Genomic DNA, 16,862 nt, shown 5'->3' with positions numbered 1-16,862 from the left:
TAAGAAGACTCAAGATTCCTCCTTTCTTTATGAAGGAAGCACGGGAAAACTTTCACACGAGATAACGAAAATCAGACAAGGTGGAATGCAATGAAGCGCAAAGTCTTGAAAGTCATAGACGGTGAGGCAGTGTTTCCACCACCAATCTGGATGATGCGTCAGGCTGGACGTTATCTTCCTGAATATCGCGAAGTGCGTAAACAGGCAGGAAGCTTTCTCGACCTTTGCTACTCACCTGATCTGGCCGTTGAAGTGACACTTCAACCAATCCGCCGTTATGGCTTTGATGCAGCCATTTTGTTTTCAGATATTCTTGTCATCCCTCACGCCCTTGGACGAGACCTTCGCTTTGAAGAAGGAAGAGGGCCTTTGATGACACCGATTGATGCGGATGAGATTTTCTGGCTTGAAACAGAAGGTGTCGCTAAACGGCTGGAGCCCGTCTATGAGACGGTTCGGCTGCTGCGGGCACAATTGCCTGACGAAACGACGCTATTGGGCTTCTGTGGCGCTCCCTGGACCGTTGCGACCTATATGATCGCCGGACATGGCACTCCGGATCAGGCTCCCGCCCGTCTGTTTGCCTATCGCTTCCCGGAAGCTTTTGAGAAGCTTTTGAATAATCTGGCTGATGTTTCAGCCGAATACCTCATCGAACAGCTTGATGCAGGCGCTGATGCGGTACAGATTTTCGATTCATGGTCGGGCGTGCTTGATGAAGATTGTTTTGAGCGCTTCTGCATTCGCCCGGTTGCCCGTATCGTGCAAAAGGTGAGGGCTGTTTATCCTGAAGCTCGCATTATCGGTTTCCCGAAAGGCGCGGGAATGCTTTACGCGGGCTATCGCGAAAAGACCGGCGTTGATGTTCTGGGTCTCGATTGGTCAGTACCAGTTTCCTTTGCACAGGAACTGCAGAAAGAAGGCGCTATTCAGGGGAATCTCGATCCGCTGCGCGTTGTCGCTGGTGGTTCAGCTTTGGATGAAGGCGTTGACGCGATCCTCAAAAATCTGGGTCAAGGTCCGCTGATCTTCAATCTCGGTCATGGAATTACCCCACAGGCACCAATTGAAAACGTGCAGCGGATGATTGACCGGGTCCGCGGAGGCTATTGATGAGCACTTCCGATAAGACAAACAGCGGCAAGGCCGCGCTGATCCGTACCATTGTGGCTCTTGCCGTGGTGGTGCTTGGACTATGGGGATTGTTTCACGTGAATCCAGCTGATGCTTATCTTTGGGTCAAGTCGATCCACGTCATTGCGGTGATCGCCTGGATGGCCGGAATGCTCTATCTGCCGCGGCTCTTCGTTTATCATTGTGCGGCGACACCCGGTTCAGAAACCTCTGAGACGTTCAAAATTATGGAACGCAGGTTGCTGCGCTTTATCATAAATCCCGCAATGATTGTAACATGGATTGCCGGTCTTTGGCTTGCATGGGAAATCTTTGAGTTCAAAGGCGGATGGTTGCACGCAAAGATTTTGCTGGTGGTGCTGATGTCCGGTGTTCATGGTTACTTGTCGAAGGCTACACGTCTTTTCGCGCAGGATAAGAACACGAAATCAGCCAAACATTGGCGAATCGTTAACGAAGTTCCAACCGTTTTGATGATCCTGATTGTTATTTTGGTGATCGTGAAGCCATTCTAATTGCAAATGATTTTTTAAAGAAGCCCGGAAATTCTGTTGTTTTTCCGGGCTTCAACTTTTTTCCTATTGAAGAAACTATCGTTAATCCTTATCTGAGACTTGCTCTTCATACCGCAAAAAGGTATGAGTGAGTCCTCTTCCCACCATGACAGCAGGCCTTCGATGCCGGTCACGATCCAAGTGACCCACCTTTCCGAACAACTGCATTTTTCTCCTTATATTTCAAAAGAGTTCCTCACCCATGCAGGAAATGAAACTACAAGAACTTAAAAATAAAACTCCGGTCGAGCTGCTGGCATTTGCCGATACGCTTGAGGTCGAAAATGCAAGCGCCATGCGCAAGCAGGAACTGATGTTCGCGATCCTCAAAAGTCTTGCTGCTCAGGACGTCGAAATTATCGGCGAGGGCGTTGTTGAAGTGCTGCAGGACGGATTTGGCTTCCTGCGCTCAGCCGACGCCAATTATCTGCCCGGCCCGGATGATATTTATATTTCGCCTTCCCAGCTTCGTCGCTTCTCACTGAAGACCGGCGATACGGTTGAAGGCCCGATCCGTGGTCCAAAAGAAGGCGAACGTTATTTCGCACTTCTTAAGGTCAACACGATCAATTTTGACGACCCTGAAAAAATCAAACACAAGGTCCACTTTGACAATCTGACGCCGCTCTATCCAAATGAGCGCTTCAAGATGGAACTCGAAGTTCCGACCACTAAAGATCTGTCATCCCGCGTTATCGATCTCGTTGCTCCGCTCGGTAAGGGCCAGCGCGGTTTGATCGTTGCTCCGCCACGTACCGGTAAAACGGTTCTCTTGCAGAACATCGCGCATTCGATCACAGCAAATCATCCTGAATGCTATCTGATCGTTCTGCTGATCGATGAACGTCCGGAAGAAGTGACCGACATGCAGCGCTCGGTGAAGGGTGAAGTTGTTTCTTCTACCTTCGATGAGCCAGCAACACGCCACGTTCAGGTTGCGGAAATGGTCATCGAGAAGGCCAAGCGTCTTGTCGAACATGGCCGTGACGTCGTGATCCTTCTCGACTCGATCACTCGCCTTGGCCGCGCTTATAACACCGTTGTTCCGTCGTCAGGTAAGGTTCTTACCGGTGGTGTGGACGCGAACGCCTTGCAGCGTCCAAAGCGTTTCTTTGGTGCAGCCCGTAACATCGAAGAAGGTGGCTCGCTTACCATCATCGCAACGGCACTGATCGACACCGGTTCGCGGATGGATGAAGTGATCTTTGAAGAATTCAAGGGCACAGGTAACTCGGAAATCGTTCTCGACCGTAAGGTTGCTGACAAGCGTATCTTCCCGGCTATGGATATTCTCAAGTCCGGCACGCGTAAGGAAGACCTGCTTGTTCCACGCGCCGATCTTCAGAAGATCTTCGTTCTGCGCCGTATTCTCGCGCCAATGGGCACGACCGATGCGATCGAATTTTTGATCGACAAGCTCAAGCAGACCAAGAGCAATGGCGATTTCTTCGATTCAATGAACACGTAAGTTCTGATCGACTATCATTATAAAAACGCCGCGTTGAGAAATCAGCGCGGCGTTTTCGTTTCTTTGCTTCATAAAAGCTCAGGAATGGCCTCTAAGCAGGATTTCGAGCGCTGCAGCGGTCTCAACAGGTGCCAAGCAAACTTGCCCCTTACAGAACCATGCTGATGGTTTATCCGCATGTGCTGTGCCGCCTGTCGGAAGCTCAATCAATTTCCCCGCTTCAAAGGCAACAAACTTATCCAACCTTCGTGGATCAGGATTGCGCTGAGCTATGGCTAAGAGTTCGCCATCTGCTCCTGTGTCAGCTATTACAAGCGAACGTGGCTCAGCAGCAAAGCGGCTCGCATTTAGAATGCCGATCTGTCCATATTGCTGAACGAGCGCGCGACCCATTGCCTGTTCAACCAGACGCTCATTCTGATGATAAAGATGCATATCACCGGTGGCCAAAAATAGCCGCGTGAATGCTTCGATGATCTGGCTGGTAGCAGATGGAATGGCTTCGTCATAATCTCCATAGCTGTGAAGAATAACATCTTCCGCCTCTATCGCTGAAAGCCGGTAATTGCCCGACGCATCTCGATTGTTTTGATTGAGCGCATCTCTGAGTGCGAGCGCATCGCGGATAAATACTCTGTCGCCTGTCGCTTCAAAAAGCGAGAGTGCTGCATTGATCATCGCTGCATAATCGGATGATAGGGCAGGGTAAACCAATTCATCATCCATCCGGCAATGCGCCATGCGTCCGGCTTCAAACGATGAGCCAATCGAACGATAGGCAGCAATGGCATAATCAATCCATTCGAGGTTCTGAAAACACCGACCCGCTTCTGCCAGTGCCCGTATAGCTAACGCATTCCAGTCCGTCAGTGCTTTTTCATCGCGGCCCGGACGAATGCGCCTGCTGCGATAATCAAAAAGCTCTTGTCTTGATGCCTCAATTTCTCTGGGAAGCTCGGCCTTCTTATTCACCGCGTGAAGTCTGTTGAGAATATTTTGGCCTTCAAAATTGCCTTCAGCTTTTACGCCATGCCAGTTTTTGAATGCCGCTGCCTGATCACCCAATACTGCATCTATCTCAGCCTCGGTGAAGATATAGAATTTCCCTTCTTCACCCTCACTGTCGGCGTCGAGACTGGACGCAAAACTTCCGTCGGGAAGTCGCATTTCGCGGATCAACCAGCTTACTGTCTCTTCGATTCGGATACGGAACAATTTATCTTGCGTTTCAGCATAGGCATAAGTCGCGTGTCTGATCAGTTGTGCATTGTCGTAGAGCATCTTTTCAAAATGCGGCACCAACCAGTCGGCATCGACACTATAGCGACAAAGCCCGCCACCGAGATGATCATAAATGCCACCTTGCAGCATTGTTCTCAGCGTTAGCAGAAACGTATTGCGATGATCGCTTCGTCCTCCATAGAGCCACGACAGCCACAAAGCATCCATGAAGGGAACATTGGGGAATTTTGGCGCGTTATCAATACCGCCGCGTATAGGATCAAACATTGAATTGATCCGATCTGCTATAGTATCGAAATGCGCAATGTCATTCAGGCTCGCCTCGCTTTGCGCAGCGAGACGTGTTTCGAGATGACTGAACACAGCCTCCGCATTATGGTTAATTTTTTCTTTATTTCCTTGCCAAAGATTATTGACCGCTTTTAGCACGTCGATAAATCCGGGAAGATTGTGTCGCGCTTTAGGTGGAAAGTAAGTTCCGCCCCAAAATGGCTTTCCATCGGGACGCAGAAACATTGTAAGCGGCCAGCCACCTTGCTGTCCCATAGCGCCAAGAGCTGCCATATAAATCTGATCAATATCTGGCCTTTCTTCGCGATCAACCTTCACATTGACGAAAAGATCATTCATGACTTCAGCCACGGCTGGATCTTCGAAGGACTCGTGTGCCATGACATGACACCAGTGGCAGGCGGCATATCCTATCGAAAGTAGAATAGGGCGGTTGAGTTCCTGCGCTGCATCAAGCGCCTCTTTGCCCCAAACCTGCCAGTGAACCGGATTATCGGCGTGCTGACGCAGATAGGCGCTTGGAGCGGTCCTGAGCCTGTTGCTGCTGATATCGGTCATAGGGCTTTTCTTTCCTGACATGAATGAATATGCGTGTGACTATCAATATAGAACGGGAAATTAAATGAGCGAGCGGCAACATCTTACCGATACGATTTTCGCATTATCGAGCGGACGCCTTCCTTCCGGCGTAGCTGTAGTGCGTATATCCGGCCCGCAAGTTCGATTCGTAATCGAAACGATCGTTGGTGCGATGATGAAGCCAAGATATGCCGCGTATAAAACTATTCGCGCGCGTAATGGCGATGCTATTGATAAGGGGCTTGCACTATTCTTCCCTGGACCCAACAGCTTTACCGGTGAAGATTGTGCAGAATTCCATCTCCACGGTGGTATTGCCGTCGTTGAAAAGCTGCTCGAAGAACTGGGTACCTTTCCGAATTGTCGTATCGCGGAAGCGGGTGAATTTACTCGTCGTGCTTTTACCAACGGCAAAATGGACCTGACGATTGCCGAAGGCCTGGCTGATCTGATAGCAGCGGAAACTGAAGGGCAGCGCCGTCTTGCATTACAGGTCGCATCTGGAGCGCAGCGTCAGCTTTATACAGATTGGAGACAGAGGCTCGTCCGCGCGCGTGCGCTCATTGAAGCGGAACTCGATTTTGCTGATGAGAGTGATGTGCCGGGTTCCGTTTCGGTGCAGGTATGGGAGCATCTCAAAACTCTGCGTAGCGAAATCATCAACCATATTGAAGGCGGCAAACGTGCTGCCATGTTGCGCGATGGTTTGCATGTAGTCATTGCTGGCGCTCCAAATGCTGGCAAGTCGAGCCTACTCAATTTTCTGGCGGGCCGCGAGATTGCGATTATTTCGGAAGAGGCGGGCACGACGCGCGATCTGCTGGAAGTTAAATTGAACCTTGGCGGCATTCCGGTTTATGTGACAGACACTGCTGGGCTGCGCGAGACGACAAGTCAGGTTGAGCGGATTGGTATTGAGCGTGCGCGCGAACGCGCAGCTGAAGCCGATCTGGTTTTACTGCTTGAGGATATGCAAAATCCAATTCCGGTCTCGCTTGAGAATGGCGATGCTGACATCTGGACAGTCGGGACTAAGGCGGACCTGGTTACAAGCGATAGCGGAAACTGGCAGTATCGCATTTCAACTCGAACCACAGACGGACTTGATCGTCTATTGGAAGCATTACAGCAATTTGCCGAAGCGCGCATTGGCCTTATCAATGATGCTGTACCGACGCGGCAGAGACACATCAATCTTTTACAATCAACAATCTCCGAAATTGATATTGCAGCGGAGCGCGAAGATTTACCATTGGAACTCCGCGCTGAGAATATGCGCAGGGCATCGCAATATCTCGGACGCATTACCGGCGACGTTGATGTTGAAGAGATTCTCGACGTTATTTTCTCTCAGTTTTGCATTGGAAAATGAGTGATTCACGTGAAACAGTGATGGCTTTGGAAGTAGCCGAGCGAAATGTTTCACGTGAAACATCTGTGGAATCTGCCCAGACTTATTGACTCCCATATCGATCCGTGAGTCGATTTCTGTATCAAGTTTATCAAAGAGTTGATCGAAGCTCGGTCGGGTTACCCCTTCCGTTGAAGACCCAAACGTGTCAAAGAGACTTCTTTCTAAACTGGATTCGGATGCATCAGGATGAACATCAAAAGTTCGGCCGAAGCGACAGCTTTCGACGTGATTGTAATTGGTGGGGGACATGCCGGCTGTGAGGCTGCGGCTGCCTCAGCACGTGCTGGCGCGCGTACCGCCTTGGTCACGCACCGCTTCGATACAATTGGCGTCATGTCTTGTAATCCAGCGATTGGTGGTTTGGGCAAGGGTCACCTCGTGCGCGAGATTGATGCGCTGGACGGATTGATGGGCCGCGTTGCCGATAAGGCAGGTATCCAGTTCAGACTGCTCAATCGTCGCAAAGGACCCGCTGTGCGTGGTCCGCGCGCACAAGCCGACCGTAAACTCTATCGTCTTGCAATGCAGGAACTGATCTCAGAGCAGGAAAATCTGACGGTCGTTGAAGGCGGTGCATCGAACATCCGCGTGAGCGATGGTGCTATCACTGGGGTAGTTCTAACAGATGGTCGTGAGATTAGTTGTGCGGCTGTCGTTCTGACAACCGGCACATTCCTGAATGGCCTCATTCATATTGGTGAGAAAAAAATCCCGGCTGGACGCATGGGTGAAAATCCGGCGCTTGGTCTGTCGGATACGTTGCGCGGTTTAGGTTTTGCAGTAGGGCGCCTTAAGACCGGCACACCGCCACGTCTTGATGGGCGCACTATTGATTGGCAGAGCCTGGATATGCAGTCAGCAGACGAGAATCCGGTTCCCTTCTCGCTGATGACAGATAAGATTACCACGCCACAGATTGATTGCGGTATTACGCGAACGACGCCGGAAACCCATGCGATCATCCGGGCCAATCTTCATCGTTCGGCGATGTATTCCGGTTCCATTGAAGGGATCGGCCCGCGCTATTGCCCGTCGGTCGAAGACAAGATCGTTAAGTTTAGTGATCGCGACGGTCACCAAATATTTCTTGAACCAGAAGGGCTGGACGATCATACCGTCTATCCGAATGGTATCTCGACATCTTTGCCGGAAGAGGTGCAGCTCGAATACCTCAAGACCATTCCCGGTTTGGAAAAAGCGACCATGCTTCAGCCTGGCTATGCTATTGAATATGACTTTATTGATCCGCGGGAGTTGAAGCGCAGTCTTGAAACCCGTCGCGTGACTGGCCTCTTCCTTGCAGGGCAGATCAATGGCACGACCGGTTATGAAGAAGCCGGTGCGCAGGGATTGCTCGCGGGATTGAACGCTGCCAAGCGGGCAGGCGGCAGTGAGCCGGTTATTATTCAGCGTACGGAAGCCTATATTGGTGTTATGGTCGATGATCTGACATCACGAGGGGTTAGCGAGCCTTATCGTATGTTCACATCCCGCGCTGAGTTCCGCCTCTCGCTGAGAGCAGATAATGCCGATCAGCGTCTGACACCGCTTGCAGATGAGCTCGGTATTCTTGGTTCGGAGCGTCGCGAAAAGTTTGCCGCCCGGCAGGATGCATTGTCAGCTGCACGCGATATGACAAAAGAACTGACGATCACGCCCAATCAGGCTAGCCGTTATGACCTTCATCTCAATCAGGATGGAGTGCGTCGCTCGGCCTATGATCTTCTGTCTTACCCAGATATTGATCTGCCAAAGCTTCAGGCTATCTGGCCCGAGTTGAATAGCATTGATTCCATCACGCGCGAGGCGCTTGAGATCGAAGCTCAATACGCGGTCTATATGGACCGCCAGCAAAGTGATATTGCGGTGATGGAGCGAGAAGAACGTCTCTTCATTCCTGCAACGCTGGATTTTGATGCGATCTCCGGCCTTTCCAATGAGCTTAAATTCAAGCTTAAGCAGCGCAAACCAGAGACTATTGCTGAAGCGCAGCGCGTAGAGGGTATTACGCCGGCAGCACTTGCTTTGTTGATTACGCATATCAAGAAGCATGGTGCGCGCGAACGTGCGGCGCTCGAACTGAACGCCGAGAAAGGCGTAGCATGACTGTGGATAGCCGATATTCGAGCTTGAAAAAGATTGTTCCCGTTGTTTCACGTGAAACAACTGAACGCCTAATTGCCTTTGAAGAACTATTTCGTAAGTGGTCAAACGCGATCAATCTGGCATCTCCATCCACACTTGCCGACCTTTGGAAACGGCATATTCTGGATAGTGCGCAGATATTTCCGTTGGCTCCAGACGCAAAGCGTTGGCTTGATCTGGGATCCGGCGGTGGATTTCCAGGCGTTGTGACGGCCTGCTTCCTCAAAGAAAAGCCGGGCGCTTCGATTGATCTGATCGAGAGCGCTGGCAAAAAGGCGGCCTTTTTGCGCACTGCTGCGGGGCATGTTGGGGTGCCAGCGCGTGTTCATTCCGAGCGTATTGAGGCGATGTGGGATAAAATTGAGACGCCAGACGTTGTTACGGCTCGTGCGCTCGCATCGCTCAACGTACTTTTCGAGCTTGCAGAACCTTGGCTGACGAATGGTTCCAAGGCCCTTTTTCAAAAAGGCCGGGATTACCAGAGGGAAATCGATGAAAGCCGTGTCGGCTGGAGTTTTGATCTGGTACAACATGAAAGTGCTATCGATACCAGTTCGGTGATACTCGAGATTAGCAATCTGCGACGCATCACCGGCTAAACCAGCATCGATATGACAGAAAGTGGCAGGGCGACGGTAATGAACAAAAGATCCCGGATCATAACCATTGCAAATCAGAAGGGCGGCGTTGGCAAAACCACGACCGCTATTAATCTTGCGACAGCGCTGGCCGCCATCGGGGAGACGGTGCTGATTGTTGACCTCGACCCGCAGGGTAATGCCAGCACGGGTCTCGGTATTGATCGTCTAAACCGCCCTTTGTCATCCTATGATGTCCTGACTCAGGCTGCTTCTGCGAATGATGCTGCGATGCAGAGTGATGTTCCGAACCTTTATATTGTGCCATCTACGCTCGATCTTCTCGGTATCGAGATGGAAATTGCGCAGGCACCGGACCGTACGCGTCGCTTGCGCGATGCATTGCGCTTTGATTCTACTGTTGCTGAAAAGTTTTCCTATATCCTCGTTGATTGCCCGCCGTCGCTGAACCTCTTGACGCTGAACGCAATGGCCGCAGCCGATTCTGTGATGGTGCCTTTGCAATGCGAATTCTTCGCGCTTGAAGGTCTAAGTCAGCTCTTGCAGACTGTCGATCAGGTTCGCGCTAGCCTTAATTCTGAGCTGACAATTCAGGGAATTGTCCTGACAATGTTCGATAGCCGTAACAATCTTGCGACGCAGGTTGTGGATGATGTGCGCGCATTCATGGGTGAAAAGGTCTATCGCACCGTTATTCCGCGCAATGTGCGCATATCGGAAGCGCCTTCGCACGGAAAGCCGGCCATTCTCTATGATCTGAAATGCGCAGGCAGTCAGGCTTATTTGCAACTGGCATCCGAAGTTATTCAGCGTGAGCGGCAGCTTAAAGCCGCATAATGAGCCAGCATCGCGCTGCGGTGCTTTTATCGATTCGACTACGTAACAATTTCAGGAACTGCCGACGATGAACGACGATCCTTCAAAAAAGCGCCTTGGCCGCGGCTTGGCCGCACTGATTGGTGAAATCGACCGCCCGGCGGAAGAGCGCAAAGTGCCCATTTCCAGTGAACGTAACGTTCCGATCGAGTTCGTAACGCGCAATCCACGCAACCCGCGCCGTATGTTCTCGGAAGTCGAGCTGGAAGATCTGGCGCAATCGATCAAGGAACATGGCGTTGTTCAGCCTATTGTGGTTCGTCCAGCACCGAATGAACCTGACCGTTTTGAGCTGATTGCTGGTGAACGCCGCTGGCGCGCATCGCAGCGCGCGGGCGTTGATACGATCCCGGTTATCATCCGCGATGTGGATGATCGCGTTGCGCTTGAGATTGCAATTGTCGAAAACGTGCAGCGTGCCGATCTTAACGCAGTCGAAGAAGCGATGGGATATCAACAGCTTATCGATAATCATGATTATACGCAGAATGATCTCGCACAGGTGATCGGTAAAAGCCGAAGCCATGTTGCCAATACGCTCCGCCTTCTGAAACTGCCGCAACGCGTGCAGGACTTTATCTCGGATGGCGCTCTTTCGGCCGGTCATGCGCGCAGCCTGATCACCATGGAAGATCCGACCGCATTGGCGGAGCGCGTGGTCAAGGAAGGCTTGTCCGTGCGTCAGGTTGAAGCTCTGTCGCAGGCACGCAATGGTGCAGAGCCGAAGCCAAACAAGAGTGCGCCAGTTGAGAAAGATGCTGACACCAAGGCGCTTGAAAAGCTGTTGTCTGATGTTACCGGTATGAAGGTTGAAATCAATCACCGTGAACGCGGTGGCGAAGTGAAGGTGCGCTATAGCTCGTTGGAACAGCTCGATGAGATTTGCCGTCGCTTGCAGAGCTGATCGTTTCTTTTGAGCGTTTGAAATCTGAAGCCGTGGAACAGTGATTTGTTTCACGGCTTTTTCTTTATCGTGTGCGTGCCTTGATGAGCGCGAAGACGACAATGATCATGGTGATAACACCAATGATAGCACCCACCGCACCTCCCCAGAAAGCTCCGTAGTCGCCGCCAATCAGCCAGCCGAGAGTTGCGCTGATCATGATCAGGAGAATAGGAGGGATGCAGCCAATCATGCATTTATTCCAATGGCTTGTATAAAATATTCCTCAGACCAGAGAAGCGGAATAGCGAACCAGAATAAGGGAATTGTCGATTATTACGTTGGCTCTAATATTGCTGAACAGAACTGCAATCTCAAGATCTCGATCACGGTCTCACAGCCTGTTGAACGGGTTCTTGACCTTTGTACTGTGCCTGCTTTTAACGGCTTTTCATCGAAGCGCTAAAAGTCCTATATGATTGAGAGTCAAAGTGCCCGGATCAGAGGGGCGGGGAGAGAGCGCAATTCATGGAACTGCTGACGCAAATCATTATTCACACGCCTGTCTATGTCTGGGGATTGCTTGTCTATCTGATCATAACAGGGATAAAGGGGCGTGAAACACAAACGGTTTCGCTCTGGAGAATGCTTTTTGTGCCGGTTATTTTCATCGGCGTTGGCTTTTTGCACTTTGATGATACGTCGGACCAATTCAGTTCGTTTCTAATCGGCTGGTTTGTAGGGTTGGCACTGTTTACACCGCTGGGTTTTTTGACTGGGCCGCGCATTCTGGCGGTTGATCGTGAAACCAAGCGCATAGAACGCGCAGGCACAACGCTGCCTCTTATTCGCAATGTGATTTTCTTCTGCGCGCAATATGTGCTGGCAGTTCTGAACGCGATTTATCCGCAGGAACACACGACGTTGATGTATGTAACCGCGGTGGTCTCAGGTGCTTCAGCGGGCTATTTCGGCGGCTGGCTCATTTCGCTGTGGCGGAAATATCAGGAAAGCCCGCAGCTTAAGCTGGGCTAGATGTGAAACTATAGCCTATTTGCGCGATAGTTTCACGGCTTCCACCGAGATTGCTAGCAGGCACTGACGGATGATGGGCACTGCCAGAGCTGCATTCTGACGGCTTTCCAGAACTGCGCGTTGCAGGCGTTCCATGACACGCGAAAGGCTTTCTGCAGTCCAGCGACTGACGGCATTTTCAATCAGTTTTTTGCGGTTGAAGAAGACCGGCGGACGCGCAGAGGCGACCACGACAGAGACACTTTTACGCTCGGTATCTGCGATATGACGAAGCGTCTGAATCTGCTGGAACTGACGTGCAGCAGTATTGAGCACTAGGAACGGAGCAGTTCCCGATTTCACAACGCGGTCAAATGTCGTCTCAAAACGGCGCAGATCGCCCGTCAGAACCGCATCCACCACTTCATCGGTCGAAAGCCCTGCTACATCACCCACGGCTTCGCGCACATCGTCTATATCGATGCGTTCTTTGCCACGCGCATAAAGGCAAAGCTTTTCCAGCTCACCACGCGTGGCCAGCCGGTCACCGCCCAGGCTGGCGCGCAGCAGCTGGCGGCCGTCCATGGTGATCTGCATTTTCCACTCGGCCAGCACATCGTCGATGACACCATCAATGCCACGTGCATCGTCTGAATAGCAGGGCAGTGCCATGCCAGCTGGTGCGTTTTCAACGGCACCGCGCAGACCGACACCCTTTTTCAGATCGCCCGCTTCGACCAGAATATATGTTTCACGCGGCGGCTCGGTCGCCAGAAGTTTCACAGCTTCGGCAAGCTTCTTTTGTCCGCCAGCATTCTTGATCCAGATCAGCCGCTCGCCGCCAAACATCGAAATTGTACGCGCTTCATCGGCAAGCTTTGCCGGATCAGCGTCGATCTCATCGGCTTCCATACGAATGACCGCGAAGGGATCATCAAGCGGCAGTTTTGTGGCCTTTGCATAGCGACGTGCGCGTTCGTTCACCAGCCCCTTATCAGGGCCATAGAGCAGCACAACCGGAAACGAGCTGCTCGGTTTGCTGATGAACTGATCTACTTCGTGTGCTTTCTTCTGCGCCATTAGGATATATCCATATTCAGGTTATGTCGGCCTGCAAATGGCGCTTTTCTGCGCTTCCAGTGCTCATGTACTCTTAGTACACTGCGCGCTGGGTCTCGAAAAGACACCATTTTCGGCTGTCCCTAACCTGAATCTGTATAATCCTGCCTATAAACAGAAACAGCCGCCGGTCAAACTGAGCGGCGGCTGTGAAACAAAGCTGTTTGCAACGCTATTCGATCAGCAAAGCATCGTCATCAAGCGTCTGTCCACGCACCTTGCGGAACATTTCGATAAGGTCTTCCACGCTGAGCGTCTTGCGCTTGTCGCCGGTCACGTCGAGCAGAATCTTCCCGCCATGTAGCATGATGGTGCGGTCGCCATAATCCAATGCCTGACGCATCGAGTGTGTGACCATGAGTGCTGTGAGCTTGTTTTCGGTAACAAGATTGCGGGTCAGTTCCATGACAAATTCTGCCATGCCCGGATCAAGCGCTGCGGTATGTTCATCAAGCAGCAGCACTTCTGAACCCGAAAGCGTTGCCATGATCAGCGAAAGCGCCTGGCGCTGACCGCCGGAGAGAAGCTCCATGCGATCCTGCATGCGGTTTTCGAGACCGAGATTAAGGCTTGCCACGCGTTCACGGAACCATTCACGGCGCTTGGAATTGAGCGCATGGGTCAGACCACGGCGTGTTCCACGCGATGCAGCCAGTGCCAGATTTTCCTCAATCGTCAGTGTTCCACAGCTGCCAGCAAGCGGATCCTGAAACACACGCGCCACAAGACCGGCACGGTCTGCGGTTGATTTTCGGGTCACGTCCTGCCCGCTGATCACCACCTTGCCAGCGGTCGGGATGACATCGCCTGCCAGAACGCCGAGCATGGTCGATTTGCCCGCACCATTGGAACCAATCACGGTGACGAACGAACCCTGATCCATTGTCAGGTTGATCTTGTTCAGAACCTGTTTTTCGAGCGGTGTTCCACGACCAAAGATAACTTCAAGATTGGAGACTTCAATCATGATGATGCTCCTCCACGGCGCAGGCGCGGCAGGATAAGCGCGAAGGTCACGAGAAGCGCCGTTGCGATGTTGAGATCGGAAGCCTGAAGCCCAACCATATTGCCGTTGGAAAGTGCGAGCTGGATGGCAATACGGTAGATGATCGAACCAAGCACACAGCCGATCAGGATCACGAGGATCAGACGCGAGCGCAGCAATGTTTCACCGATGATCACGGCGGCAAGGCCAACCACGATTGTACCCACGCCGGAAGTTACGTCAGCAAAGCCGTTTGTCTGGGCGAAAAGCGAGCCACCAAGCGCCACGAGCGCGTTGGAGAGTGCCATGCCTAGATAAATCTGGCGGTCGGTGCGCACGCCCTGCGCACGCGCCATTTTCGGATTGGCACCGGTTGCCCGCATGGCAAGGCCCATGTCGCTTTCGAGAAAGCGCCAGACGAGGAAGACCGTGATCGCAACCAGCACGAAAAGGAAAGCCGGGCGCACATAATATTCAGGAATGCCATGGCCGAAGAACGGCGACAGCATGGTATCCTGATTGATCAGCGCGATATTCGGACGGCCCATAATGCGCAGATTAACCGAGAACAGCGCAATCATCGTCAGAATGGATGCCAGCAGATTAAGGATCTTGAAGCGCACATTCAGCGTTGCGGTGACGAGACCGGCAAGCGAACCGGCAATCATCGCAACACCTGCGGACAGCCATGGGTTCCAGCCAGCAAGGATCAGAACGCCGGTTACAGCTGCACCCAGCGGAAACGAACCATCCACGGTCAGATCGGGGAAATCGAGCACGCGGAAAGCCAGATAGACGCCGATGGCGACAAAAGAGAAGACGAGGCCCAATTCGACCGCACCCCAGAAGGCGATCTGACTCACATTGAGATTCCTTGTTCTTTGCCGTGGCTGAACATGAACATGGCCTTGCGGCAAACACTATTCATTGGCCTTCAAACATGATGACTTCTGCCACTCATGCCCGGAGGACTGTTTCAATCACGACCGGTTTTGATTTGAGTTCGTTTCGTAAGCTTATGCCTTACGAAACCAGTTCCCGGTTTTTCATGCGCAATCGCATCGATTGCGATTGTTCTGGCTAGTTATCTTTTCCGATACAACTCAAAAGTTTCAACGCGCAAGCATTATCGATGAAAAAGCGCTGAAAAGCCGCGTTCTGTGGGCGTGTTACAACATTTGAGGCGCTTATTTCAGCTTACACTTCTCCGCGTGCGCGCCACAACTCCCATGCAAAACGCGCACGAACGCCAATATCAAGGAAAGGGCGTGGCGGAAGTTCGGTTGGGGATCCCAGTTTCAACATGTCATTAATCAGCGAATTGTCGATATCACAGGCCATGTCGGCTGCGAGAATACCGCCGATAGTGCCCTTGGTGATGCCGACACCGTTCTGGCAAAGCGATGTGTAAACATTCTTTGCAATCTGCCCGAACCCCGGAGCGCCATTGCGTGACAGGCAGATAAAACCTGTCCATGTATGTTCCATGTTCACATTAGCCAGCACCGGGAAACGCTCGTCAAACAGGCGTTTGTGTTCACGCTTGATTGTTTCACGGCGCGCATCCGACTGACGCAGCGACGGGCAGAAATGCACATTCTGCCGAACGAGAATACGTCGGTCCGATGTCAGGCGCATGGTGATGCCAGCAAAGGAATTTGCAGGTGTCAGCCCCCACGGAGCGACTTCGCCGATCGCTTTATATTCAGCATCGGTCAGCGTGCGGCTGAGGCTGGCATGTGCTGCGAAATTCAGCAGTTTTCGTCTGAAAAAACCGAACTGTTCGCCAAAGCCATTGACAGTCAGGATCATCGCTGGCGCCTGAATGCTGCCTTTTGCCGTGGTGATGAGAATACGCTCGCCATAATCAATTTTGGTAACAGCCGAATTCTCATAAAGCGTCACATTGTCCGGCAGGCTGTCGGCAAGGCCGCGCACCAGAGCAGCCGGATTTAACAGCGATGTGCCATAAGTGAAAATCGCCGCTTTGAAATGATTTGTTCCGAGTCGTTTGGCCAAAGCATCGCCTTCGAGCCAGTCGAAAGGCTCTTTGAGGCGTTCGAGTTCTTTAACCGTTGGTTCCAGAACTTCACGCATACCCTGATCGGAGACGGCAGCGTGAAACTTGCCATCCTGCCGCCAGTCGCAGTCGATACCATGCTGATCAACCTGCTGTTTCAGATGATCAATCGCTGCACGCGCTAGTGCGCGATAGCTATGAGACTTCGCCAGTTCTTCCATTGAGGAACTGACATTATGCGGCAGATCAATCGCAAAGCCGGCTGCCCGACCTGACGTGCCTTTGCCGACTTCCTGCGCGTCAATCAGTGCTATCTGGTCGTTCGGGCGGTTCTCTGCCAGCCGTCGCGCCGCAGCCACACCTGCATAACCCGCTCCAAGTACAATCCAGTTAGCCTTGATGTCACCTTTCAGCGATGCATTCGGGGCGCGAGGGCTAAGAATTTTGCTCCAGCCATTGGTGTTGTCATCGGCTGGAAGGATGCGTATTGCGGGCATTTCAGAAACTCGACAGGTTTAAAATAAAAAGGCGGGAATTGA

Annotated in this window: 15 protein-coding genes; 9 read left to right on the top strand and 6 right to left on the bottom strand. The window is 52.0% G+C overall.

The window, feature by feature from the left end:
• The first annotated feature begins 90 nt into the window (after positions 1–90).
• The 3 genes from hemE to rho all read left to right on the top strand — a co-directional run bounded on the left by hemE (position 91) and on the right by rho (position 3,156).
• The gene (hemE, locus tag WH356_RS04965) at positions 91–1,113 is read left to right on the top strand and encodes a uroporphyrinogen decarboxylase (RefSeq protein WP_339509090.1); all 1,023 of its coding nucleotides are present in this window, start codon (positions 91–93) and stop codon (positions 1,111–1,113) included.
• Entirely contained in the window at positions 1,113–1,649 is a 537-nt protein-coding gene (hemJ, locus tag WH356_RS04960; protein ID WP_339509089.1) for a protoporphyrinogen oxidase HemJ, read from the top strand. Before hemE ends, hemJ begins: the two co-directional genes overlap by 1 nt.
• Before the next feature lie 241 nt (positions 1,650–1,890).
• Positions 1,891–3,156 (top strand): transcription termination factor Rho, encoded by a 1,266-nt coding sequence (gene rho / locus WH356_RS04955; RefSeq protein ID WP_094505845.1) that lies wholly within the window; start codon positions 1,891–1,893, stop codon positions 3,154–3,156.
• Positions 3,157–3,234: 78 nt separating this feature from the next.
• Here the strand turns inward: rho and WH356_RS04950 are convergent, their stop codons facing one another.
• Complete coding sequence (locus WH356_RS04950; RefSeq protein WP_339509088.1) at positions 3,235–5,247, bottom strand: thioredoxin domain-containing protein; 2,013 nt, start codon at positions 5,245–5,247, stop codon at positions 3,235–3,237.
• Between the two features lie 64 nt (positions 5,248–5,311).
• On the opposite strand from WH356_RS04950, the gene mnmE reads away from it, so the two are divergent.
• From mnmE to WH356_RS04925, 5 genes are all read left to right on the top strand, one after another.
• Positions 5,312–6,640, top strand: coding sequence for a tRNA uridine-5-carboxymethylaminomethyl(34) synthesis GTPase MnmE (gene mnmE, locus WH356_RS04945; protein ID WP_339509087.1), 1,329 nt, complete (start codon positions 5,312–5,314; stop codon positions 6,638–6,640).
• A 228-nt stretch (positions 6,641–6,868) separates the two neighbouring features.
• Positions 6,869–8,788, top strand: coding sequence for a tRNA uridine-5-carboxymethylaminomethyl(34) synthesis enzyme MnmG (mnmG, locus tag WH356_RS04940; protein WP_339509086.1), 1,920 nt, complete (start codon positions 6,869–6,871; stop codon positions 8,786–8,788).
• Positions 8,785–9,426, top strand: a complete 642-nt coding sequence (gene rsmG, locus WH356_RS04935) for a 16S rRNA (guanine(527)-N(7))-methyltransferase RsmG (protein ID WP_339509085.1) — start codon at positions 8,785–8,787, stop codon at positions 9,424–9,426. Before mnmG ends, rsmG begins: the two co-directional genes overlap by 4 nt.
• 39 nt (positions 9,427–9,465) lie before the next feature.
• Positions 9,466–10,263 carry a ParA family protein gene (locus WH356_RS04930; protein ID WP_339509084.1) on the top strand — a complete coding sequence of 266 codons (798 nt, stop codon included), beginning with the start codon at positions 9,466–9,468 and terminating at the stop codon, positions 10,261–10,263.
• Positions 10,264–10,330: 67 nt separating this feature from the next.
• Positions 10,331–11,206, top strand: coding sequence for a ParB/RepB/Spo0J family partition protein (locus tag WH356_RS04925; protein ID WP_339509083.1), 876 nt, complete (start codon positions 10,331–10,333; stop codon positions 11,204–11,206).
• Positions 11,207–11,270: 64 nt separating this feature from the next.
• Here the strand turns inward: WH356_RS04925 and WH356_RS04920 are convergent, their stop codons facing one another.
• The gene (locus tag WH356_RS04920) at positions 11,271–11,438 is read right to left on the bottom strand and encodes a hypothetical protein (RefSeq protein ID WP_339509082.1); all 168 of its coding nucleotides are present in this window, start codon (positions 11,436–11,438) and stop codon (positions 11,271–11,273) included.
• 275 nt (positions 11,439–11,713) lie between these two features.
• On the opposite strand from WH356_RS04920, the gene WH356_RS04915 reads away from it, so the two are divergent.
• Positions 11,714–12,220, top strand: coding sequence for a hypothetical protein (locus WH356_RS04915; protein WP_339509081.1), 507 nt, complete (start codon positions 11,714–11,716; stop codon positions 12,218–12,220).
• Between the two features lie 15 nt (positions 12,221–12,235).
• Here WH356_RS04915 and holA read toward each other — a convergent pair whose 3' ends face one another.
• From holA to WH356_RS04895, 4 genes are all read right to left on the bottom strand, one after another.
• Positions 12,236–13,279, bottom strand: a complete 1,044-nt coding sequence (gene holA / locus WH356_RS04910; RefSeq protein WP_339509080.1) for a DNA polymerase III subunit delta — start codon at positions 13,277–13,279, stop codon at positions 12,236–12,238.
• 211 nt (positions 13,280–13,490) lie between these two features.
• Positions 13,491–14,285: an ABC transporter ATP-binding protein gene (locus WH356_RS04905; protein ID WP_339509079.1), complete on the bottom strand. Its 795-nt coding sequence runs from the start codon at positions 14,283–14,285 to the stop codon at positions 13,491–13,493.
• The gene (locus WH356_RS04900; RefSeq protein ID WP_339509078.1) at positions 14,282–15,166 is read right to left on the bottom strand and encodes an ABC transporter permease; all 885 of its coding nucleotides are present in this window, start codon (positions 15,164–15,166) and stop codon (positions 14,282–14,284) included. The genes WH356_RS04905 and WH356_RS04900 overlap by 4 nt, the downstream gene beginning before the upstream one ends.
• A 334-nt stretch (positions 15,167–15,500) precedes the next feature.
• Positions 15,501–16,820: an NAD(P)/FAD-dependent oxidoreductase gene (locus WH356_RS04895; protein WP_339509077.1), complete on the bottom strand. Its 1,320-nt coding sequence runs from the start codon at positions 16,818–16,820 to the stop codon at positions 15,501–15,503.
• Positions 16,821–16,862: the final 42 nt, after the last annotated feature.

This window comes from Ochrobactrum sp. MYb379, from assembly GCF_037479515.1.
GTDB lineage: Bacteria > Pseudomonadota > Alphaproteobacteria > Rhizobiales > Rhizobiaceae > Brucella.
This window is presented reverse-complemented; position numbering and strand designations above follow the sequence as displayed.

Excerpts from the sequence above, each read along its gene's own strand:
- WH356_RS04950 (WP_339509088.1), bottom strand. The coding sequence starts at position 5,247 with ATGACCGATATCAGCAGCAACAGGCTCAGGACCGCTCCAAGCGCCTAT.
- mnmG (WP_339509086.1), top strand. The coding sequence starts at position 6,869 with ATGAACATCAAAAGTTCGGCCGAAGCGACAGCTTTCGACGTGATTGTA.
- holA (WP_339509080.1), bottom strand. The coding sequence starts at position 13,279 with ATGGCGCAGAAGAAAGCACACGAAGTAGATCAGTTCATCAGCAAACCG.
- WH356_RS04915 (WP_339509081.1), top strand. The coding sequence starts at position 11,714 with ATGGAACTGCTGACGCAAATCATTATTCACACGCCTGTCTATGTCTGG.
- WH356_RS04925 (WP_339509083.1), top strand. The coding sequence starts at position 10,331 with ATGAACGACGATCCTTCAAAAAAGCGCCTTGGCCGCGGCTTGGCCGCA.
- WH356_RS04905 (WP_339509079.1), bottom strand. The coding sequence starts at position 14,285 with ATGATTGAAGTCTCCAATCTTGAAGTTATCTTTGGTCGTGGAACACCG.
- WH356_RS04920 (WP_339509082.1), bottom strand. The coding sequence starts at position 11,438 with ATGATTGGCTGCATCCCTCCTATTCTCCTGATCATGATCAGCGCAACT.
- WH356_RS04895 (WP_339509077.1), bottom strand. The coding sequence starts at position 16,820 with ATGCCCGCAATACGCATCCTTCCAGCCGATGACAACACCAATGGCTGG.
- WH356_RS04930 (WP_339509084.1), top strand. The coding sequence starts at position 9,466 with ATGAACAAAAGATCCCGGATCATAACCATTGCAAATCAGAAGGGCGGC.
- rsmG (WP_339509085.1), top strand. The coding sequence starts at position 8,785 with ATGACTGTGGATAGCCGATATTCGAGCTTGAAAAAGATTGTTCCCGTT.
- hemE (WP_339509090.1), top strand. The coding sequence starts at position 91 with ATGAAGCGCAAAGTCTTGAAAGTCATAGACGGTGAGGCAGTGTTTCCA.
- hemJ (WP_339509089.1), top strand. The coding sequence starts at position 1,113 with ATGAGCACTTCCGATAAGACAAACAGCGGCAAGGCCGCGCTGATCCGT.
- mnmE (WP_339509087.1), top strand. The coding sequence starts at position 5,312 with ATGAGCGAGCGGCAACATCTTACCGATACGATTTTCGCATTATCGAGC.
- rho (WP_094505845.1), top strand. The coding sequence starts at position 1,891 with ATGCAGGAAATGAAACTACAAGAACTTAAAAATAAAACTCCGGTCGAG.